Annotated in this window: 19 protein-coding genes; 7 read left to right on the forward strand and 12 right to left on the reverse strand. The window is 59.0% G+C overall.

Going from position 1 to position 17,706, the window contains the following annotated elements; all coding sequences use genetic code 11:
* The first annotated feature begins 155 nt into the window (after positions 1 to 155).
* Together ACF2JD_RS14595 and ACF2JD_RS14600 are read left to right on the forward strand one after the other, a co-directional pair.
* Positions 156 to 1,205 (forward strand): oxidoreductase, encoded by a 1,050-nt coding sequence (locus tag ACF2JD_RS14595; RefSeq protein ID WP_440987666.1) that lies wholly within the window; start codon positions 156 to 158, stop codon positions 1,203 to 1,205.
* A 309-nt stretch (positions 1,206 to 1,514) separates the two neighbouring features.
* Entirely contained in the window at positions 1,515 to 1,748 is a 234-nt protein-coding gene (locus ACF2JD_RS14600; protein WP_025328222.1) for a hypothetical protein, read from the forward strand.
* 84 nt (positions 1,749 to 1,832) lie between these two features.
* Here ACF2JD_RS14600 and ACF2JD_RS14605 read toward each other — a convergent pair whose 3' ends face one another.
* Both ACF2JD_RS14605 and ACF2JD_RS14610 read right to left on the reverse strand, forming a co-directional pair.
* Complete coding sequence (locus tag ACF2JD_RS14605) at positions 1,833 to 2,288, reverse strand: NfeD family protein (protein ID WP_106885852.1); 456 nt, start codon at positions 2,286 to 2,288, stop codon at positions 1,833 to 1,835.
* Positions 2,285 to 3,208: an SPFH domain-containing protein gene (locus ACF2JD_RS14610; RefSeq protein ID WP_025328220.1), complete on the reverse strand. Its 924-nt coding sequence runs from the start codon at positions 3,206 to 3,208 to the stop codon at positions 2,285 to 2,287. Before ACF2JD_RS14610 ends, ACF2JD_RS14605 begins: the two co-directional genes overlap by 4 nt.
* Before the next feature lie 198 nt (positions 3,209 to 3,406).
* Here ACF2JD_RS14610 and cysG point away from each other — a divergent pair, with 198 nt between their 5' ends.
* From cysG to cysC, 5 genes are all read left to right on the forward strand, one after another.
* Positions 3,407 to 4,837 (forward strand): siroheme synthase CysG, encoded by a 1,431-nt coding sequence (cysG, locus tag ACF2JD_RS14615; RefSeq protein WP_440987667.1) that lies wholly within the window; start codon positions 3,407 to 3,409, stop codon positions 4,835 to 4,837.
* A 108-nt stretch (positions 4,838 to 4,945) separates the two neighbouring features.
* Positions 4,946 to 5,854: a sulfate adenylyltransferase subunit CysD gene (gene cysD, locus ACF2JD_RS14620; RefSeq protein ID WP_139745786.1), complete on the forward strand. Its 909-nt coding sequence runs from the start codon at positions 4,946 to 4,948 to the stop codon at positions 5,852 to 5,854.
* An 11-nt stretch (positions 5,855 to 5,865) separates the two neighbouring features.
* Positions 5,866 to 7,293: a sulfate adenylyltransferase subunit CysN gene (gene cysN / locus ACF2JD_RS14625; protein WP_440987668.1), complete on the forward strand. Its 1,428-nt coding sequence runs from the start codon at positions 5,866 to 5,868 to the stop codon at positions 7,291 to 7,293.
* Between the two features lie 4 nt (positions 7,294 to 7,297).
* Positions 7,298 to 9,022 carry an SLC13 family permease gene (locus ACF2JD_RS14630; RefSeq protein WP_440987669.1) on the forward strand — a complete coding sequence of 575 codons (1,725 nt, stop codon included), beginning with the start codon at positions 7,298 to 7,300 and terminating at the stop codon, positions 9,020 to 9,022.
* 159 nt (positions 9,023 to 9,181) lie between these two features.
* On the forward strand, positions 9,182 to 9,781 hold the full coding sequence (gene cysC, locus ACF2JD_RS14635; protein WP_440987670.1) for an adenylyl-sulfate kinase: 600 nt from the start codon (positions 9,182 to 9,184) through the stop codon (positions 9,779 to 9,781).
* A gap of 57 nt (positions 9,782 to 9,838) precedes the next feature.
* Here the strand turns inward: cysC and ACF2JD_RS14640 are convergent, their stop codons facing one another.
* The 10 genes from ACF2JD_RS14640 to ACF2JD_RS14685 form a co-directional block, all read right to left on the reverse strand.
* A complete protein-coding gene (locus ACF2JD_RS14640; RefSeq protein WP_440987671.1) occupies positions 9,839 to 10,417 on the reverse strand; it encodes a hypothetical protein in 579 nt (192 codons plus the stop codon).
* Between the two features lie 100 nt (positions 10,418 to 10,517).
* Complete coding sequence (locus tag ACF2JD_RS14645) at positions 10,518 to 10,700, reverse strand: antibiotic biosynthesis monooxygenase (protein ID WP_440987672.1); 183 nt, start codon at positions 10,698 to 10,700, stop codon at positions 10,518 to 10,520.
* A gap of 197 nt (positions 10,701 to 10,897) precedes the next feature.
* A complete protein-coding gene (locus tag ACF2JD_RS14650; RefSeq protein ID WP_440987673.1) occupies positions 10,898 to 11,809 on the reverse strand; it encodes a hypothetical protein in 912 nt (303 codons plus the stop codon).
* A 98-nt stretch (positions 11,810 to 11,907) separates the two neighbouring features.
* Positions 11,908 to 12,267 carry a DUF4087 domain-containing protein gene (locus ACF2JD_RS14655; protein WP_440987674.1) on the reverse strand — a complete coding sequence of 120 codons (360 nt, stop codon included), beginning with the start codon at positions 12,265 to 12,267 and terminating at the stop codon, positions 11,908 to 11,910.
* Between the two features lie 93 nt (positions 12,268 to 12,360).
* Entirely contained in the window at positions 12,361 to 13,086 is a 726-nt protein-coding gene (locus ACF2JD_RS14660; protein WP_440987675.1) for a hypothetical protein, read from the reverse strand.
* Positions 13,087 to 13,585: 499 nt separating this feature from the next.
* Positions 13,586 to 14,434, reverse strand: a complete 849-nt coding sequence (locus ACF2JD_RS14665) for a TIGR03899 family protein (protein WP_440987676.1) — start codon at positions 14,432 to 14,434, stop codon at positions 13,586 to 13,588.
* Positions 14,435 to 14,571: 137 nt separating this feature from the next.
* On the reverse strand, positions 14,572 to 15,045 hold the full coding sequence (locus tag ACF2JD_RS14670) for a DUF3299 domain-containing protein (RefSeq protein WP_025328211.1): 474 nt from the start codon (positions 15,043 to 15,045) through the stop codon (positions 14,572 to 14,574).
* A gap of 33 nt (positions 15,046 to 15,078) precedes the next feature.
* The gene (locus ACF2JD_RS14675) at positions 15,079 to 16,326 is read right to left on the reverse strand and encodes an FtsX-like permease family protein (protein WP_440987677.1); all 1,248 of its coding nucleotides are present in this window, start codon (positions 16,324 to 16,326) and stop codon (positions 15,079 to 15,081) included.
* Between the two features lie 79 nt (positions 16,327 to 16,405).
* The gene (locus ACF2JD_RS14680) at positions 16,406 to 17,092 is read right to left on the reverse strand and encodes an ABC transporter ATP-binding protein (protein ID WP_163155865.1); all 687 of its coding nucleotides are present in this window, start codon (positions 17,090 to 17,092) and stop codon (positions 16,406 to 16,408) included.
* Positions 17,093 to 17,096: 4 nt separating this feature from the next.
* Positions 17,097 to 17,687, reverse strand: a complete 591-nt coding sequence (locus ACF2JD_RS14685) for a DUF2796 domain-containing protein (RefSeq protein WP_289986070.1) — start codon at positions 17,685 to 17,687, stop codon at positions 17,097 to 17,099.
* Between the last annotated feature and the right edge of the window lie 19 nt (positions 17,688 to 17,706).

Consider the following 17,706-nt stretch of genomic DNA (forward strand, 5'->3'; position numbering starts at 1 on the left):
CGGGGGCACAACCCCCGGCATTGATGGATAACGTCGCTTGCACAGGCAATAAATCCTGTGCTCTGATGAACGAAACGGGGGCTTTAGGCCCCCTTCTTTTTTGGGCGCAACCTCGCCAGGTGCCTATCATATTGGACAGTTCAGCGGAGAATCCCATGAATCAGACAATCAACGCCGCCCTGGTGGGCTATGGCTTTGCAGGACAGACCTTCCACGCCCCCTTCCTGACAAGCACCCCGGGGCTTGCCCTGCGCTGGGTAGTGAGTCGGGATGCCGCCAAGGTGCAGGCCGAGCTGCCCGGTTGCTGCGTCGGCTCGCTGGACGAGGTGCTGGCCGACAGCACTGTCGATCTGGTGGTGATAGCGACCCCCAACGATACCCATGCCCCCATCGCCCGTCAGGCACTGCTGGCGGGCAAGCACGTGGTGATCGACAAGCCGTTCGCGCTGGATCTGGCCGAAGCAGAGGCGCTCGTCGAGCTGGCCGAGAAGCAGCAGCGGCTGCTCAGCATCTTCCACAACAGACGCTGGGACGGCGACTTTCTCACGGTACGCCGCCTGCTGGCGGAAGGGGTGCTGGGCAAAATAGCTCAATTTGAATCCCATTTCGATCGCTACCGCCCACAAGTCCGTCAGCGCTGGCGCGAGGCGGGCGGCCCGGGTTCCGGGCTCTGGTTCGATCTCGGTCCCCACATCCTGGACCAGGCGTTGCAGCTGTTTGGCCAGCCTGACTGGATCCAGGCGGATTTGGCCGCCCAGCGCCCGGGGGCACTGAGCGATGACTACTTCCATGTGGTGCTGGGCTACGGCGCGCTTAGGGTGATACTGCACGGCAGCTGTCTGGTCTCTGCCACCATGCCGCGCTTCGTCATCCACGGCAGCGAAGGATCCTTTATCAAGTTCGGCATGGATGTGCAGGAGGAGCAGCTCAAGCTCGGCCTGCGCCCGCCCGCGGTGAACTGGGGCCAGGATCCCGAACCCGGCCAGCTCAGCCGCATGGTGGAGGGGCAGCCCCTGGTGCAGGCGGTGAGCGGGGAGGCCGGGGATTACGGCGCTTACTACCGCGGTGTCTGCGCCGCCATCAGGGGGGAGGCGAGCAACCCTGTGCCCGCGGTGGAGGCCCTGGCGGTGATGGCGCTGCTGGATCTGGCCAGAGAGAGCGACAGCCAGGGGCGGCGGCTGATTTGTCAGAAGCTGTCTGATTGAGGTCACTTTCACTATCTGGGTGATGGCTGCCGAAATGGCAACGATTGACTGACAATCGTTCTCTTGTTGGTGTTTAATTGTGCTGTCTTGCGTCAATAAAGGCGTATTGTATTAATATTTGTCGTTGCAGTAGTTCTTTTTATCTAGCCAACGAGAAAATATCATTGTGATACGCGTTTTCATTGGCCGCATATGGGGATATATTTCGCGCGCCTCCTGACTCCCGGTGGCTCGCTGTTTTACCGGGGGCGAAGACGCACAGTGATGGTTATTGACACCATCTCTCCATCTTTTTTTGAGGGTATGCACATGAACAAAGTACTGGTAGCCGGTATCCTGGGTCTGATGTTGACCGCCTGTGGTCAGAAAGAAGAAGCCGCCGCTCCGGCTGCTACTCCGGCCGCCGACGTTGCTGCAACTGTTAGCGAAGCTGCCTCTACCGTAGAGAAGGCTGCTTCCGAAGCGTCTGCTACCGTCGAGAAGGCTGCTGCTGACGTGGCCACCAAGGCAGAAGCTGCTGTGAGCGATGCCAAGGCCAACTAAGCCTGCACCTCATAAAAAAAACGGGCCCGGCGGTAACGCCGGGCCCGTTTTTTTATGGCCACTGCGGGGGCTGATGCTGCCCAGTCAGGGCAGCGGCTCCACCAGCAGAATGTGGGAGTCGGCCCCCACCACCTTGACCCGGCTGCCTGCCGGCAGCGGCACAGGGCAGCGCACAGTCCAGACGGTGTCATCCAGATGCACCCGGCTTGTTCCCTGGCTCACCTCATCCAGCAGGGTCAGCTCCCGCCCCAGATAGCTCTGCATCCGCTCGTTGATGGGGGCGGCCGCATCGCGGCTCGAGCGGTCGCGCTTGTGCTGCCAGCGCCACCAGGCCCAGGTGGTCACCAGGGACTGCGCCGCAAACAGCAGCAGCTGGGCCTGCCAGCCGAAGGGCCAGAGCAGCAGGATCAGCCCGACTTCTAGCGCGGCTATGCCGGTCCAGAGCAGAAAGCCCACCGACCCCAGCACCTCTATGGCCAGCAGCACGAAACCGAGCCCCAGCCAGTGCCAGTGGGTCAGCCCCTCGAACAGGGCTGTCATGACTTGCCGACCTTGCCATCTTTGTTGAACAGCTCGGCCATGCCCGCCACCGAGCCAATCAGGCTGCCCGCCTCCAGCGGCATCATGATGATCTTGCTGTTGGGCCCCTCACCTATGCGGGCCAGGGCCTCTGTGTATTTCTGGGCCACGAAGTAGTTGATGGCCTGCATATCCCCCTCGGCGATGGCTTTGGAGACCATATGAGTCGCCTTGGCTTCCGCCTCGGCGGCACGCTCCCGCGCCTCGGCGGCAAGGAAGGCGGCCTGGCGTTCCCCCTCGGCCTTGAGGATTTGGGACTGCTTCTCCCCTTCCGCTTTCAGGATCTTGGACTGGCGCACCCCTTCGGCCTCCAGCACCTCGGCCCGCTTCTGCCGCTCGGCCTTCATCTGGGCGTTCATGGCTTCCACCAGGGCCAGCGGCGGGCGCACATCCTTGATCTCGATCCGGGTCACCTTGATGCCCCAGGGGGCGGTGGCCGCATCCATGGTGCGCAGCAGCTTCTCGTTGATGGTGTCGCGCTGGGAGAGCATTTCGTCCAGCTCCATGGCGCCGAGCACTGTCCGCATGTTGGTCATGGTGAGATTGCGGATGGCGCTGGTGAGATCGTTGACCTCATAGGCTCCCTTTCGGGCATCCACCACCTGCACGAAGCTGATGGCGTCTATGGTGACGTTGGCGTTGTCCCGGGAGATCACCTCCTGGGCCGGGATGTCCAGCACCTGTTCCATCATGATGATCTTGTGGCCGACTCTGTCCACATAGGGGATCAGCAGGTTGAGACCGGGGGAGAGGGTACGGGTGTAGCGGCCGAAGCGCTCCACAGTCCAGTTGAAACCCTGGGGCACTATCTTGATGCCCGCGCTCAGGGTGGCCAGCACCAGGAACACGAAGATCCCCAGCACAATCAATGACTCATTCATGGTAAAGCTCCTTATGAAACACTTTCACTAGCCTAGAGTCTGGTGCGAACCACCACAAGGACATTCGCTCCCCTTTGCCACGACATGGTTTTGCTAATTACTAAAACGCATTAAAGAGCATTTTTTATTATTTTGAGGGATAAGAACTCCTGCCTATAGTCGCCCCAGATGTCGTCGTATGCCGAGGAGTGGGCCCTGATGGATTATTTACCTATGTTTGCCAGGTTGGAAGGCCGCCCGGTATTGCTGGTGGGCGGGGGCGAGGTTGCCCTGCGCAAGGCGCGGCTGCTGCTGGCGGCAGGTGCCCGGCTGACCCTGGTCTCCCCCGAGCTCGAGCCCGACTTCCATGAATTTGCCGGTCGCTTCACCCATCTGGCGGCGCGCTTCGACCCGGCCCATCTGGCCGGCCAGATCCTGGTGGTGGCTGCCACCGACAGCCTCGAGGTCAATGCCCTCGTCTATCAGAGCGCCAATCAGCTCGGGCTCTTTGTGAATGTGGTGGACGACCCCGAGCGCTCCAGCTTTATCTTTCCCTCGATCATCGACCGCTCGCCCCTAATGGTGGCCGTCTCCAGTGGCGGCAAGGCCCCTGTGCTGGTGCGCCTGCTGCGCGAGCGACTGGAGAGCCTGCTGCCCCGCCATCTGGGTGGACTGGCCGAGCTCTCGGGCCGGGTGCGGGTCAAGGCCAAGCGGGTGCTTGCCTCCCTCTCGGATCGTCGCCGCTTCTGGGAGCGGGCATTTGCCTCCAACACCCTCGCCGGTCTGATTGAGAAAGAGGATTGGCAGGGGGCAGAGGGCTGGCTCAATGAGGGGCTCGACAAAGCCCAAAGCGAAGTGGGCGAGGTGGTGCTGGTCGGTGCGGGCCCAGGGGATCCTGGCCTGCTGACTCTCAAGGCGCTGCAACAGATCCAGCAGGCCGAAGTGGTGCTCTATGACCAGCTGGTCTCCCCGGAGATCCTGGACCTGGTGCGCCGTGACGCCACCCTGGTGTCGGTCGGCAAGAAGGCCGGTGCCCACAGCGTGCCCCAGGAGGAGACCAATCGCCTGCTGGTGCAATACGCCAGGGCGGGCAACCGTGTGGTGCGCCTCAAGGGAGGGGATCCCTTCATGTTCGGCCGTGGCGGCGAGGAGCTGGAAGTGCTGGCAGAAGAGGGCATTCCCTTCTCGGTGGTGCCCGGCATCACGGCCGCCGCCGGCGCCACCGCCTATGCGGGCATACCGCTCACCCACCGTGACCATGCCCAGAGCGCCGTCTTCATCACAGGCCACTGCCAGAAGGAGGGCAAGGAGCCCGACTGGCAGCAGCTCGCCGCCACCAACCAGACCCTGGTCATCTACATGGGGCTGATGCGCTCCGAGCATATCCAGCAACAGCTGGTGAGCCATGGCCGAGGCCAGGGCACCCCCATAGCCATCATAGAGCGGGGCACCACCGCCCGTCAGCGCGTGCTGACCGGCACCCTGGCTGACCTGGCCGTACTGGCCGAGCAGGCGGTGAGCCCCTCCCTTATCGTCATCGGCGAGGTGGTGGCTCTGCGCAAGCAGCTCGCCTGGTTTGGCGAGCAGGGTGGCGAACAGGCCGAAACAGAGGCGAGCCGCCACGAACTGAAGCTGGTGAGCCTGGCCTGAGGGCAGGCCGCGACAGCAACCGATTTGACGGTGCGGCCAAGGCGGCACCGAACTGAACCAGAACTGCGCCCCGAGCAGGCGCGATAGCAATGAACCGAGGACCCAGACATGGACCGTGAAAGACTGACACACCTGCAACAGCTGGAAGCCGAGAGCATCCACATCATCCGCGAGGTGGCTGCCGAATTTGAAAACCCGGTGATGATGTACTCCATCGGCAAGGACTCCTCCGTCATGCTGCACCTGGCCCGCAAGGCCTTCTACCCGGGCAAGATCCCCTTCCCCCTGCTGCACGTGGACACCAACTGGAAGTTCAAGGAGATGATCAAGTTCCGGGACGAGACCGCCAAGAAGTACGGGCTGGATCTTATCGTCCACAAGAACCCGGATGGCCTGGCCATGGACATCAACCCCTTCGTGCACGGCAGCGGCAAGCACACCGACATCATGAAGACGGAGGGGCTCAAGCAGGCGCTCAACAAGTACGGCTTCGATGCCGCCTTCGGCGGGGCGCGCCGGGACGAGGAGAAATCCCGGGCCAAGGAGCGGGTCTACTCCTTCCGTGACAAGTCCCATCGCTGGGATCCGAAGAACCAGCGCCCGGAGCTGTGGCGTGTCTACAACAGCCAGGTCAACAAGGGGGAGAGCATCCGTGTCTTCCCGCTCTCCAACTGGACCGAGCTGGACATCTGGCAATACATCTATCTCGAGAACATCGACATAGTGCCGCTCTATTTCGCGGCCATGCGCCCCGTGGTGGAGCGCAGCGGCATCAAGATCATGGTGGATGACGAGCGCATGCCCATAGGCCCGGAAGACGAGGTGAAGCAGGAGCTGGTGCGCTTCCGCACCCTGGGTTGCTACCCGCTGACCGGGGCCATCGAATCCAATGCCACCACACTGCCCGAGATCATCGAAGAGATGCTGCTCACCACCTCGAGCGAGCGGCAAGGGCGGCTCATCGACCACGATCAGGCCGGCTCCATGGAGCAGAAGAAGCGTCAGGGATATTTCTAAGGAATCGCATCATGAACAACCACATTCAGACCGCCATCAGCGAACAGGGCATTGAAGCCTACCTGCACGCCCAGCAACACAAGAGCCTGCTGCGCTTTCTCACCTGCGGCAGCGTGGACGACGGCAAGAGCACCCTCATCGGCCGCCTGCTGCACGACTCCCAGCAGATCTATGAAGATCAGTTGAAGGCGCTGGAGTCCGACAGCCAGAAGCTCGGCACCACGGGCGAGAAGCTGGATCTGGCACTGCTGGTGGACGGCCTGCAGGCCGAGCGCGAGCAGGGCATCACCATAGATGTGGCCTACCGCTATTTCTCTACCGCGAAACGCAAGTTCATCATCTCGGACACCCCGGGCCACGAGCAGTACACCCGCAACATGGCCACTGGAGCCTCCACCTGCGATCTCGCCATCATATTGATCGATGCCCGCAAGGGGGTGCTGGATCAGACCCGTCGCCACAGCTTTATCGCCAGCCTGCTCGGCATCAAGCAGTTCGTGGTGGCTGTCAACAAGATGGATCTGGTGGAGTTCAGCCAGGAGGTGTTCGATCGCATCAGTGCCGAATACCGCGAATTCGCCAAGAAGCTCAGCGTCGACACCATCCACATAGTGCCGGTCTCGGCCCTGGACGGTGACAACGTGGTCAACCAGAGCGACAAGCTGGCCTGGTATCAGGGCGAGACCCTGCTCGCCCTGCTGGAGAGCGCCGAGGTGGAGCGCGAGCTGGAACGCCACCCGGTGCGCCTGCCGGTGCAGTACGTGAACCGCCCCAACCTGGATTTTCGCGGCTTCGCGGGCACCCTGGCCTCCGGCATCCTGCGGGTCGGCGACCGGCTTGCGGTACTGCCGTCCGGCAAGGAGAGCACTGTGACCCGCATCGTCACCTTCGACGGTGATCTGGACTACGCCCTGCCGGGTCAGGCCATCACAGTCACCTTCGCGGACGAAATCGACATCAGCCGGGGCGACCTGCTGGTGGATGCGGCGAAAAAGCCCCAGGTGACCCAGAACCTGCTGGCTCACATCGTCTGGATGGGGGAGGAGTCCCTGCAACCGGGCCGGGTCTATGACGTCAAGCTGGCCACCAAGAAGAGCCGTGGCCAGGTGGAGGCCATCCGCCATCGCATCGAGATCAACAAGCTGGATGAGTTGCCCGCCTCCGAGCTCAAGCTCAACGAGATCGGCCTGTGCGAATTCAGCCTGACCGACCCGGTGGCGTTCGACCCCTATGCGGATATCCGCGACACCGGCAGCTTCATCCTGATCGACCGGCTGACCAACGTCACCGTGGGCGCGGGCATGATAGTGGAAGGGCTGGCCGCAAAAGCGGTGGCAGGGCAGTACAGCGAGTTCGAGATCGAGCTCAACGCCCTGGTGCGCAAGCATTTCCCCCACTGGCAGGCGCTGACCATCAGCAACGATTCCGGCAAGGAGTAAGCCTATGACCTGGCAACAATCCCTGGTGCTGGGTCTGCTGGCTGCCCTCGTCGCCCTGCTGATCCAGGGCAAACTCCGGCCGGCGCTGCTCTTCTCGGGCGCCGTGCTCATCACCTATCTGAGTGGCCTGGCGGACATCAACGCCGTGGTGGCGGGCTATACCAACAGCGCCCTGCTGACCCTGGTGTTGTTGCTGCTGGTCTCCTTGGCGGTGGAGAAGACCCGGATCATGAGCTGGTTCGCCAACCTGGTGGGCACCGGCTCCTTCAACAAGGTGCTGGTCAAGGTGTGGTTCTCCACCGCCTTCCTGTCGGCCTTCGTCAACAACACCGCCGTGGTGGCCTCCATGCTGGGGGCGGTCAAGCGCAACCCCAACCATGCCCCCTCCCGGCTGCTGCTGCCCATGTGCTTCGCCGCCACCTTCGGCGGCGTGCTGACCCTGATCGGCACCTCCACCAACCTCATCGTCAACAGCTTCCTCATCAAGATGGGGGCGCCGCCGCTTGGCATGTTTGACTTCTTTATGGTGGGTGCTGGCACATTATTGACAGGGCTGGTGGCCGTGCTGCTGTTTGCCCGTCACCTGCCGGAGCAGGACACAGAGATGAGCCGCGAATCCGGCTACTTTCTCGAGGCCAAGGTGGGGGCCGGTTCCCCCATGGCCGGGCGCAGCGTCAAGGAGAATGGCCTGCGCAGCCTCAAAAGCCTCTATCTTGCGGAGATCATCCGGGGCGATCAGGTGATCTGCCCGGTGCAGCCGGAACACGAGCTGCACGAGGGGGACATGCTGCTGTTTTGCGGCGACGTGGAGAGCGTCGGCGTGCTGCAGGAGCTCAAGGGGCTGGATCTCTACGGCCAGCACCGCCTCAACGGCCAGCATCTGGTGGAGGTGATCGTCAGCCACAGCTCGCGGCTGGTGGGTCAGACCATCAAGGATGCGGAGTTTCGCACCCACTTCGATGCGGTGGTGCTGGCGGTGCGCCGTGGCGAGACCCAGCTCACCGGCGGTCTCGGCCAGATTGAGCTGCATGCGGGCGACACCCTGCTGCTGGCCCCGGGCCCCAAGTTTGCCAGCAACAAGTCCCTCTCCCGGGAGTTCGTGGTGGTGAGCGGGCTCGAAGCCTCCACCCGGCTCGATGGCAAGCGCAGCGCCGCCGTGGTGCTGGGCTTTCTCGGGGTGCTGGCGCTGTCGGTGTTCGATCTGGTGCCGCTCTTCAAGGGGCTGCTGGTGATGCTGGTGGTGCTGCTCTTCTCCCGCATCCTGACCCTGGACGAGATCCGCCGCCGCTTTCCGCTGGATATCTGGCTAGTGGTGGGCGGGGCCCTCGCCATTGCCGATCAGCTGGAGAAGAGCGGCCTGGCCAGGTTGATTGCCGACTGGTTGATGGGGGAGTTCAACGGTTCCAGCCCCCTCATCGCTTTTATCGGCATCTATGTGTTTACCCTGGTGCTGACCGAGCTGATGAGCAACAACGCCGCCGCGGCCCTGGCCTTCCCCATGGGCTACCAGCTGGCCCTCAGCATGGATGTCTCCACCATGCCGTTCATCCTGGCGGTGCTGTTTGGCGCCAGCTCCAGCTTCATACTGCCCTACGGCTACCAGACCAACCTCATGGTCTATGCGGCGGGCAACTACAAGATGCCGGACTACCTCAAGCTGGCGGTGCCTGTCTCCCTGGCCTACAGCCTGGGGGTGATTGTCATGGTGCCCCTGCTGTTTCCGTTTTAAGGCGCAACCCTCTTCGTTTTGGGGCCCTGATGCCTCGCAAGGAGTTTGAATGAGCAATACCATGGCATCAGCAAGTTATCGGCTGACAGTCCGAGTCGGCTCCCCGTGGTTGTGGACAGTTTCAGTGTTGAGGCGTGATCGCCAATCAAGGAGTGTTGGATGAGCAATATCGTGTGGCATGCCCATGCCGTCGACAAAGAGAGCCGGGCTGAGCAGAAGGGACAGAAGCCCCTGGTAATCTGGTTTACCGGGCTCTCCGGGGCGGGCAAGTCCACCCTGGCGGGAGCACTGGAGCAGGCGCTGGCCGCGCAAGGCAAGCACACCTATCTGCTGGATGGGGACAATGTGCGCCACGGCCTGTGCGGGGATCTCGGCTTCGACGATGCGGCCCGTCAGGAGAATATCCGCCGGGTCGGCGAGGTGGCGAAACTCATGGTGGATGCGGGCCTTATCGTGCTCACCGCCTTTATCTCGCCGTTCCGTGCCGAGCGGGATCTGGTGCGCAATCTCCTGGGTGCCGACGAGTTTGTCGAGGTGTTCGTGGATGCGCCGCTCGCCGTCTGTGAAGAGCGCGACCCCAAGGGGCTCTACAAGAAGGCACGGGCAGGGGAAATTCGCAACTTTACCGGTATCGACTCTGCCTACGAGGCCCCCGAGCAGCCGGAGATCCATCTGCTGAATGCCGGTAAACCGGTGGAAGCGCTGGTGGATGAGTTGATTATTGCTTTAAGGCAGCGGGGGCGGATCGACTTAAGTTGACCACTACACAATGGGACTGGAAACGCCACGCGTTGACAGTCCCTCTTGAGGCGTTTGTTAGGCATTTCCCATGTAGTTACACGAACCAATTTCACCCGATAACAGCCCATAACCCTTAGCCTCATAAATTTCAAAAACCGCGCGTATTACATAAAGAGGAATAACCAATTCTTCTTTTAGAACTTTGCCATTAAGCCATTGACCAACGGGGCATTCGTCTACAGTTTTTACCATGCGTTCCATAGTTTTGCTATCGCCGGCGATGGCGCACATATAAAGAATAAATGACGGATCAATTAGATTTACACCCAAAGGAATCCTCGACCCTAGTACGTTATTTTGAGATATGTAACCTGATTTAGTTAATGCGGCGAGTGGGCGCGAATACTTCACATAAAAATCATCGTCAAAATCGATATTTACAGAGTCACACGTAACTAATTGAGCATAAATTAGCTTTGATACCTCTTGGATATTTTCATGAAGATAGCTAATTGGATCTTCGAGTTTTTCAATTCGTTTAGACATCTTCACACTATCAAGTTCAGCTTGGAACTGAACAAGCGATGCTGCGCCCGGGAAGTTAACACCGGCAACCCTTACTATCTTGCAGAACCAATCTATCGATTTACTCATTTTTCCTCCTGATGCCTAACGACAAGCTTTGGGACGGCTGGAGCAAAGCGTAAGCCGTCCCAGCCGCGATAGCGGCGACAACGCGCCTTGTTAGGCTGAATCACTGGAATGCATCCATAAGCAGAAAGGTTCCAAGCGACCTCTGATACTGATCTATCAGCGGCACCAGCCTTTTGAAATGCTCGGTGTTGCAGTGCGCGTCCAAAGCTGCACGATCAGGCCACTCCTCGATGAACACGAAGTGCCCCGGGTCTTTCTGGTTGATGTGAAGATCGTAAGACACACAGCGGTTCTTTTTTGGTTTTTTCCACGAGCTCCCTATATAGAGGCATAACGTCCTCAATGTGTTCCGGCTTGATGAAGTATTGAGCAATTACTTTGAGCATGAAGGGGATATCCGATTATTCAGACTAACGCCTTGCTCACCGGAAAATTAGGAGCGAAGCAAGTAATTTTTCCGAGTGCAGCAACTTGTTATATTTAAAAACCACCAAACTCTATTTTCTCAATTCCTTTACTAACCAGTATTTCATTTAGAAATTCAATTGTTTCTAAGCGAATGTTGTTCAATTGTTCACAAACAGCATGATCTCGTATTTCTATCACAGTCGGATGCTCAACAATAATGCCTTTTGACAAGGCATTAGCTGCGATATCTCGGCATTTTTGTAGCCGATTTGATATTTTGGTTAAGCCTTTGGGTTTTGGAGTTGGCAAACGTACTTGATCTATAACTCTGTCACTACGGTCAACTAGCCGACCAGTAGACACAGCTTGTTGAGTCGCTGATATGGCCGAGATGAAATCAGTAGCTCTACTTTCACAATGAAATGGTGTTCTAAGTGCAGGCCTATCAAAAGCCATTGATAGCAAGTGCAGATAGTGCTTTGTGCTATCGTATTCACTTCTATATTTCAGGATATTCTCATAATAGCGGTACATTAATTCAGGATGGTCATTGAGAAAATCAACGTAGTCCTCCCAAAATTTGATGGCAACTTTAATATTGGGTTCATTCCTATTTATAGTTGTAACATGCTTTTGAAGTTCTGCATCTCTAGGGCCTGAAGTGGCAATAATAAAACGATCCAAATTATGTTTAGAGGATTTGATTTTTTTTAGTTCTTCATCAATCTCTTGAATGGTCAAGGTGTTTGATGGTGACTCATGCGAGGGCTTAGTCTTTGGTGCCCTTTTTTTACACTGTATGCCTGTATGCTCACTAGCACTATGGTTGTAACCTAAAACATCGATGCCGCCTTGAGCCTGTCCTTCTCTTCCATGTCTTTCGGCATAGTCATCTTTCCACTGGATTTTGACAATATCTAGAGTCAGTCTTTCAAAGTCTTGCCAGTATGCAGGAGGAAAAATATCTACCGCTATGTTACCCATGATGATCCTTCTTTAAATATAACGTTTGGTTAAGGGGCCGGCTTTAGCCGGTCCCGAGTGAGCGAAGCGAACGACTTGAACCATTTGTTAGGGCTGCCCTACGGTACTTTTTTATAAAGTTTTGGGTCTTCTAAGCATTGTTTCAAAAGTAATTGCTGGCCGCTGTAGACTTTTAATATCTCAAGTTTTTCTTTATCCGTTTCTACGGTTAGACAGACGCAGGAGAAGCCGTAGTGGCCATTTCGACGAACAAATTCTTTGTCGTCAATCTCTGGCATGTTGTCTGTTGTTTCGTCGTTGGCAAATTTCCTGCCCTGGGTAGAAATGGTCCAGTCAGAGTCGGCGTCAATTAACCATAAATTTGCAGGCGAGGGGTTATCAAGCCAACCGCAGCGCTTTTCAGCGGAGATGGCACTAAGTGGAGTTGCTATAAGAGCTATTAGGAGCAGTCGGCGCAATTGTGTCTTCCCTAACGCCCGCATTTGCGGCTGGTTTGGAGCGCTGCGGAAAACCAGTCCGGCAACATGCGCTTATTAGCGCTTTTATCACTACTAAGATGGACCACTACAACCCCTGCTTATCGTCTGCTTGAGTTCTGGTTTAAGCTCCAACTTTGGCTCAAGAGTTAATTCTCTAGCTTTGCTTAAATCGCAGGCAACAAAATTAATTTCCGAATTTTTCTCATTGTAATTGATTATGAGAGATGACATTTCTTGAGCTCTTTTCGCTTTCGCGACTGATGATGCACCACCACCTCCCGAGCCGGAAGAGGTGAATGCTGAAGCCAATAAATCGATATACTTTCCAAGCTCATGATCAGCGAGTCCCCATTTATCATCCATAACAACTTTAAAGATAAAGTCTGAAAGTGTCACCCTATCGTCAGTTTGCGCTTCACCATCTTGGATTTTATGGTATTGAGAGAAGTACAAGCCCGTTTTATCTTCGTTTAATTCAAAATCACCATACCCAATAAAGTGACCGCGAGAAGCTAGTGCTTTAACTATATTGTCATTGCCTTCTTCACGCAGTTGGCGAATAAGCTCTTTTTTGTGATCTTTCCCAAACTCACTTCGAATACTCTTTTTATTACGTTTGAATTCTATAACGAAGTTCTTGCCACCCCAGCCAGATATTAAATCTGCAACAATCTCATCACCTACATTTTGCGCCATTAAAGCAGCACCTTGTGAGCTCAGAGTTATTCCCTTTTCTTTCGTGAGGTAACCTAAGGTAAAAATAAAGTTACCGACATAGATACTTTCGTATGGCTCCACGATTATCTCCTAGAGTGCTAACAGTGATTATCTCGTATGTTGGGCTAAAAATCGTAGGTTGGTGCTGAACGAAGTGAAGCCCAACGTTTAACTTGAAACGTATCTGAAAATTATTACCGATCGACCCAATCCATATTTATCCGGCGCTGGTTGACGTGATAATGCTCGTCTGTTGGGCTTTGCTACGCTCTGCGTCAACCGACAAAAACCACGCTACCGCCCCTGAATCACAGCCTCCAGTCTGCTGGTATTTAATTGGGATTTTGCTCTGGTCTGGCTCATTGCTGACTCCGACGAGACATTACCAAGAACGACTATGTTACCGAACGGAGCTGGTGTGGGAAGCAGGAGAGGGTGGTTTTATGGGCAAGATCAAGAAATGAGTCACGCTCACGCTGACCTTGTCATGCCCATGGGCCCGGTATCTGTGACGATACCGGGCCCATGGCCTTTGTCGGTCGCTGGGCAGTCAGGGGGAAGCCTGTGGGCCCCGCCAGCCTCAGGCGGGCAGATCCGGCTCGCTGACCGGGGCCGGCATCTGGGTCTCTATCTGCAGGTGGGTGGAGAGCAGGGTCTTCAGATCCTGCAGGTACTCCTCCAGGGGGGGCTCGTCCAGCAGCAGGGCAAGCTCGTTGCCGATGGGGGTGAGCCGGTAATAGAGCAGGGTGAGGTTGCTCTGGCGTTGGCGCAGGCGCCAGCGCTGGTTGCCAAAGGCCAGCTCGACCCCGTCCGCAGGCAGGGGGCCGGATTCCAATTCGCCGCGGTGCATCAGGCCGAGATCGCACAACAGCAGCAGGGCGCTGTAGGGGACCCGGTATTTGCCGAGCCCCATCCGGGTGACCTTGGCGCGACTGAGGAGGCCAGCCCCCTTGTGCATGCCCAGCAGCAGGCGCTGCTCGTCGCTGCCCTCGTAGTGGCAGGAGAGGGCACAGATGCGCTGGAACAGCTGGGCTTCGCGCTGGGTCATCTCCTTGAGGGTGTTGAGGGCCCGGATGGAGAAGCGCCCCGGGGTCGCCACCTCCAGGGCGAAGATCCGCCCCCACAGCTGCTGCATGGGCACCATGCTGATGTCTTCGGCCAGTTGCAGGAAGCGGGTCAGCCAGTCGCTGTCCATCTCGCCGCCGGCCGCCGTCTCTTCGCAGTGACGGGCGGCCATCACCATGATGGCCTCCAGATTACGCTGACGGGCGGCCTGATCCGCCAGATGGCGGAAGGTGGCGCGCTGTTCGAAGGTGCTGTCGCTGTTGCGGGTCAGCATGCCGTCTATGCCGCGACTGCGGGCCAGGCGCAGGGTCTGCTCCTGGCTGCTCAGGATGGCACTCTCTTTCTTGGGGGGCAGGTCAGCCATGCTGGCTCCGTGATCGCAGGGTCTGGTGTTGAATGTTACTCCAACCTGGCCCATGAACAATCCCTCAGGCGGGGACGACGTCAGCTGGCTGTCACCGGATAAAAAAATGGCCTCCCGCAGGAGGCCATTGGCGTGGCTTACTCTTCGTAGACGCTGACCTCGACCGCCTCCATGGAGTAGGAGGCGGTGGCCATCTCGTGGCTGGAGCTGACGGTGTGCATCTTGCCCTTGACCCAGATGGCGTCCCAGAGATCGTCCACAGGTGCTCCCTTGGGGTAGCTCACGTAGATCACCTGGTTGGTGGGGGGTGGCGGCACATGGATGCAGGCACCGAAGTAGGGCACCAGCAGGAAGGCGGTGATGGTCTTGGCATCCCCCTCCAGCGGCACCACGAAGCCGGGGATCCGCACCTCCTGATTGTCCAGCTTCTTGTTGACGCCCCCCACGGGCTGCGGCACCGACATGGGGTCTTCGTGATTGACCTGGGGCGGTGGCAGCAGCTTCTCCCCCTCCGGGATCAGCACATCCCAGTCGATGGTCTTGTAATCGGCAGCCATGGCAGGCAGCACCAGCAGGCTGGCCAGCAGCGCCACTATCTTCCACTTCATCATCTGTCCTTCTCTATTTTGTCAGGGGCCGAGGCGTTAGACGCGGATGCTCATGCCATCACTCAGGCTGTAGCGGTAAGCGCGGGCGGCGGGGAGCAGGCCTATCACCATGCCCGCCAGCCACACCAGCCCCAGCAGTTGCCACTCGTAGGCGCTCGGCAGCCCCAGGCTCAGTTGCAGGCCATAGTGGCTGAGCAGCCAGGGGGTGGCAAGCCCCTGGCCGAGATAGAGCACGGCCACCCCGAGGGCGATGCCGAGGGTGGTCAGCGCCATCGCCTCCAGCGCCAGCAGCAGGAAGAGGTGGGAGGGACCCGCGCCCAGGGATCTCAATATGGCGAGCTCGCGGCGCCGCTCGTTGAGCCCCGCCAGCAGGGTGGTCAGCATGCCGATGAGGCCAGCCACCACCACGAAACCGGCGATGACCGACAGTGCCGTCTCCGCCACGCTCATCAGGCTCCACAGCTCCTGCAGGGCGGCCCCGGGCAGTATGGCCATCAGCGGCTCCCTGGGGTAGGTGTTGATGCTGCGCTGCAGCTGGAACGCCAGAATGCGGTTGCTCAGCCCCACCATAAAGGCGGTGATGGTCTTGGGGGTGAGATCCAGTGCCAGCGCCTGCTCCGGGGTCACATTCTTGCTGTGACGGCCGGTATCCCAGCCCAGATGGATCGCCTCTATCCCCGCCAGCGGCACATGTATGGTGCGATCTATAGGCGTGCCGGTCGGTGCCAGTATCCCCACCACCTTGAACGGCAGGTTGTCGTGTTGGCTGAAGGAGGTGTTGCCGGCGCCGTGGGCGATGACGATGGCTTGATCCAGCTTGTAGCCGAGCTTCTGTGCCACCTGGGCGCCGAGCACCGCCTCGAACGGCGTGTCGAACGGCCGCCCTTCGCGCACTTGCAACGATTGCTGCTGGCCGTACTTCAGATGGGTGAAGTAGTCGCCGTTGGTGCCGAGCACCCTGAACCCCTTGTGGGAGTCACCGAGAGAGAGAGGAATGGTCCAGGCGACGCCAGGTTTTGTCTTGATGGCCTGATAGGAGTCCCAGCCCACGTTGTTGGTGGGGTTGCCGATGCGAAACACCGAGTAGAGCAGCAGGTTCACCTGACCAGAGCGGGCGCCGACGATGAGATCGGTACCCGAGACAGTGTTGGAGAAACTCTCCCGGGCTTGCATTCGCACCCGTTCCACCCCGAGCAGCAGGGTGACGCTGATGGCGACAGCCAGCAGGGTAAGCCCGGCGGTGAGGCGTCGGGCCCAGAGACTTTGCAGGGCGAGTTTCAGCATGATGCCCTCCGTTTTTGAGCTTGTGATCTACCCAACCTTGCGGGGCTGGCCGGGCAGAGGCGCTGGTTTGCGGCTGTCATCATGCGGCCCTCCGGTTGAGCAGTTGCAGGTTCTCCACCCGGGGGAAGAGGGGCTCCAGATAGGGGTCGTGGCTGACGAAGACGAGGGTCGAGCCCTGCTTGTCGCACTCCTCGAAGAGCAGCTTGATGAAGGCTGCCCTGTTGTCGGTATCCAGGGCAGAGGTGGGCTCGTCGGCGATCACCAGCGGCGGTGAGCCGATCAGCGCCCGGGCGGCGGCGACCCGCTGCTGCTGGCCGATGCTGAGGGCGTGAACGGGACGATGCAGCGCCTCGTCCGGCAGTTGCAGCTCCCCTAGCAGGCGGCGCGCCTCCTGTTCCGGGCTCCCCTGCAGGCGGGCGCGCTTTTCGGGGGAGAAGGTGAGGGCGGCGGTGACGTTGTCCAGCACCGAGAGAAATGGCAGCAGATTGAACTGCTGGAAGATGTACCCCAGATTGGCCGCCCGGAAGTGGTCACGGGCACGGCCGGAGAGCCGGGCCAATGGTTGGCCCAGCACCTCCAGGGTGCCGTGGTTGGCGGTCTGGATCCCGGCCAGCAAGCCAAGCAGGGTGGACTTGCCAGAGCCCGACGGCCCCTTGATAAACACCCGCTCCCCCTCGCTGATGCGCAGGGCGGGCAGATCGAGTACAGCCTCGCCACCTGGCCAGGCAAAGGCCAGATCGCGGATCTCAACCACGGCGTTTTTCATGGCGTTACCAGCTCAGCTTGTTGGCGGACGGGGTCAGCTCGGCCGCGGTCTGGCCGGTGGGCAGTATCCCCTGCACGCTCAGCTTCTCCAGGCTCGGGTAGAGGCTGAACAGGGTCGCCTCAAGGCCATTGAGCTTGGCCGGGGTGGCGCAGGTGTAGGTATACATGGCTCCGAGATCGGCGTGACCCGCTTCGTCATGATGGTGTTCATGCTCGTCGCTGGCAGCCTTGTCATGGTCATGGTCATGGTCATGGTCATGGTCGTGATCATGCTCTTCCTTGGCGGCCTGCAGCGCTTGCTGGGTCAGCTTGCAGCCGGCGGCCGGGTCCAGGCGGAACAGGGCGTCAGGCTGCTGGAGGCGGGCCACTGCCTTGGCGTATTGCGCCTTCTCTTCATCGCTCTTGGCGGCGTGCTCGAAACCCACCAGATCGGCGGCGGGGGCCTGCAACTCGATCATCAGCTGGTCGCCGTCGACCACCAGATTGAGGTGGCCGTGGCCGTGCTCGTGGGCGCCATGGCTGTGACTTTCGTGTTCGTCGTGATTTGCCTGGGCGCCAAAGGCGGCTGCGGCCAGCAACAGGGTGACTGCTTTCATCGTTAATCCTTTTGAAAAA

It is taken from the genome of Aeromonas ichthyocola (genome assembly GCF_046087985.1).
Lineage (GTDB): Bacteria > Pseudomonadota > Gammaproteobacteria > Enterobacterales > Aeromonadaceae > Aeromonas > Aeromonas rivipollensis.

Coding starts and splice junctions, on each gene's coding strand:
- ACF2JD_RS14595 (WP_440987666.1), top strand. CDS start 156: ATGAATCAGACAATCAACGCCGCCCTGGTGGGCTATGGCTTTGCAGGA.
- ACF2JD_RS14600 (WP_025328222.1), top strand. CDS start 1,515: ATGAACAAAGTACTGGTAGCCGGTATCCTGGGTCTGATGTTGACCGCC.
- ACF2JD_RS14605 (WP_106885852.1), bottom strand. CDS start 2,288: ATGACAGCCCTGTTCGAGGGGCTGACCCACTGGCACTGGCTGGGGCTC.
- ACF2JD_RS14610 (WP_025328220.1), bottom strand. CDS start 3,208: ATGAATGAGTCATTGATTGTGCTGGGGATCTTCGTGTTCCTGGTGCTG.
- cysG (WP_440987667.1), top strand. CDS start 3,407: ATGGATTATTTACCTATGTTTGCCAGGTTGGAAGGCCGCCCGGTATTG.
- cysD (WP_139745786.1), top strand. CDS start 4,946: ATGGACCGTGAAAGACTGACACACCTGCAACAGCTGGAAGCCGAGAGC.
- cysN (WP_440987668.1), top strand. CDS start 5,866: ATGAACAACCACATTCAGACCGCCATCAGCGAACAGGGCATTGAAGCC.
- ACF2JD_RS14630 (WP_440987669.1), top strand. CDS start 7,298: ATGACCTGGCAACAATCCCTGGTGCTGGGTCTGCTGGCTGCCCTCGTC.
- cysC (WP_440987670.1), top strand. CDS start 9,182: ATGAGCAATATCGTGTGGCATGCCCATGCCGTCGACAAAGAGAGCCGG.
- ACF2JD_RS14640 (WP_440987671.1), bottom strand. CDS start 10,417: ATGAGTAAATCGATAGATTGGTTCTGCAAGATAGTAAGGGTTGCCGGT.
- ACF2JD_RS14650 (WP_440987673.1), bottom strand. CDS start 11,809: ATGGGTAACATAGCGGTAGATATTTTTCCTCCTGCATACTGGCAAGAC.
- ACF2JD_RS14665 (WP_440987676.1), bottom strand. CDS start 14,434: ATGGCTGACCTGCCCCCCAAGAAAGAGAGTGCCATCCTGAGCAGCCAG.
- ACF2JD_RS14670 (WP_025328211.1), bottom strand. CDS start 15,045: ATGATGAAGTGGAAGATAGTGGCGCTGCTGGCCAGCCTGCTGGTGCTG.
- ACF2JD_RS14675 (WP_440987677.1), bottom strand. CDS start 16,326: ATGCTGAAACTCGCCCTGCAAAGTCTCTGGGCCCGACGCCTCACCGCC.
- ACF2JD_RS14680 (WP_163155865.1), bottom strand. CDS start 17,092: ATGAAAAACGCCGTGGTTGAGATCCGCGATCTGGCCTTTGCCTGGCCA.
- ACF2JD_RS14685 (WP_289986070.1), bottom strand. CDS start 17,687: ATGAAAGCAGTCACCCTGTTGCTGGCCGCAGCCGCCTTTGGCGCCCAG.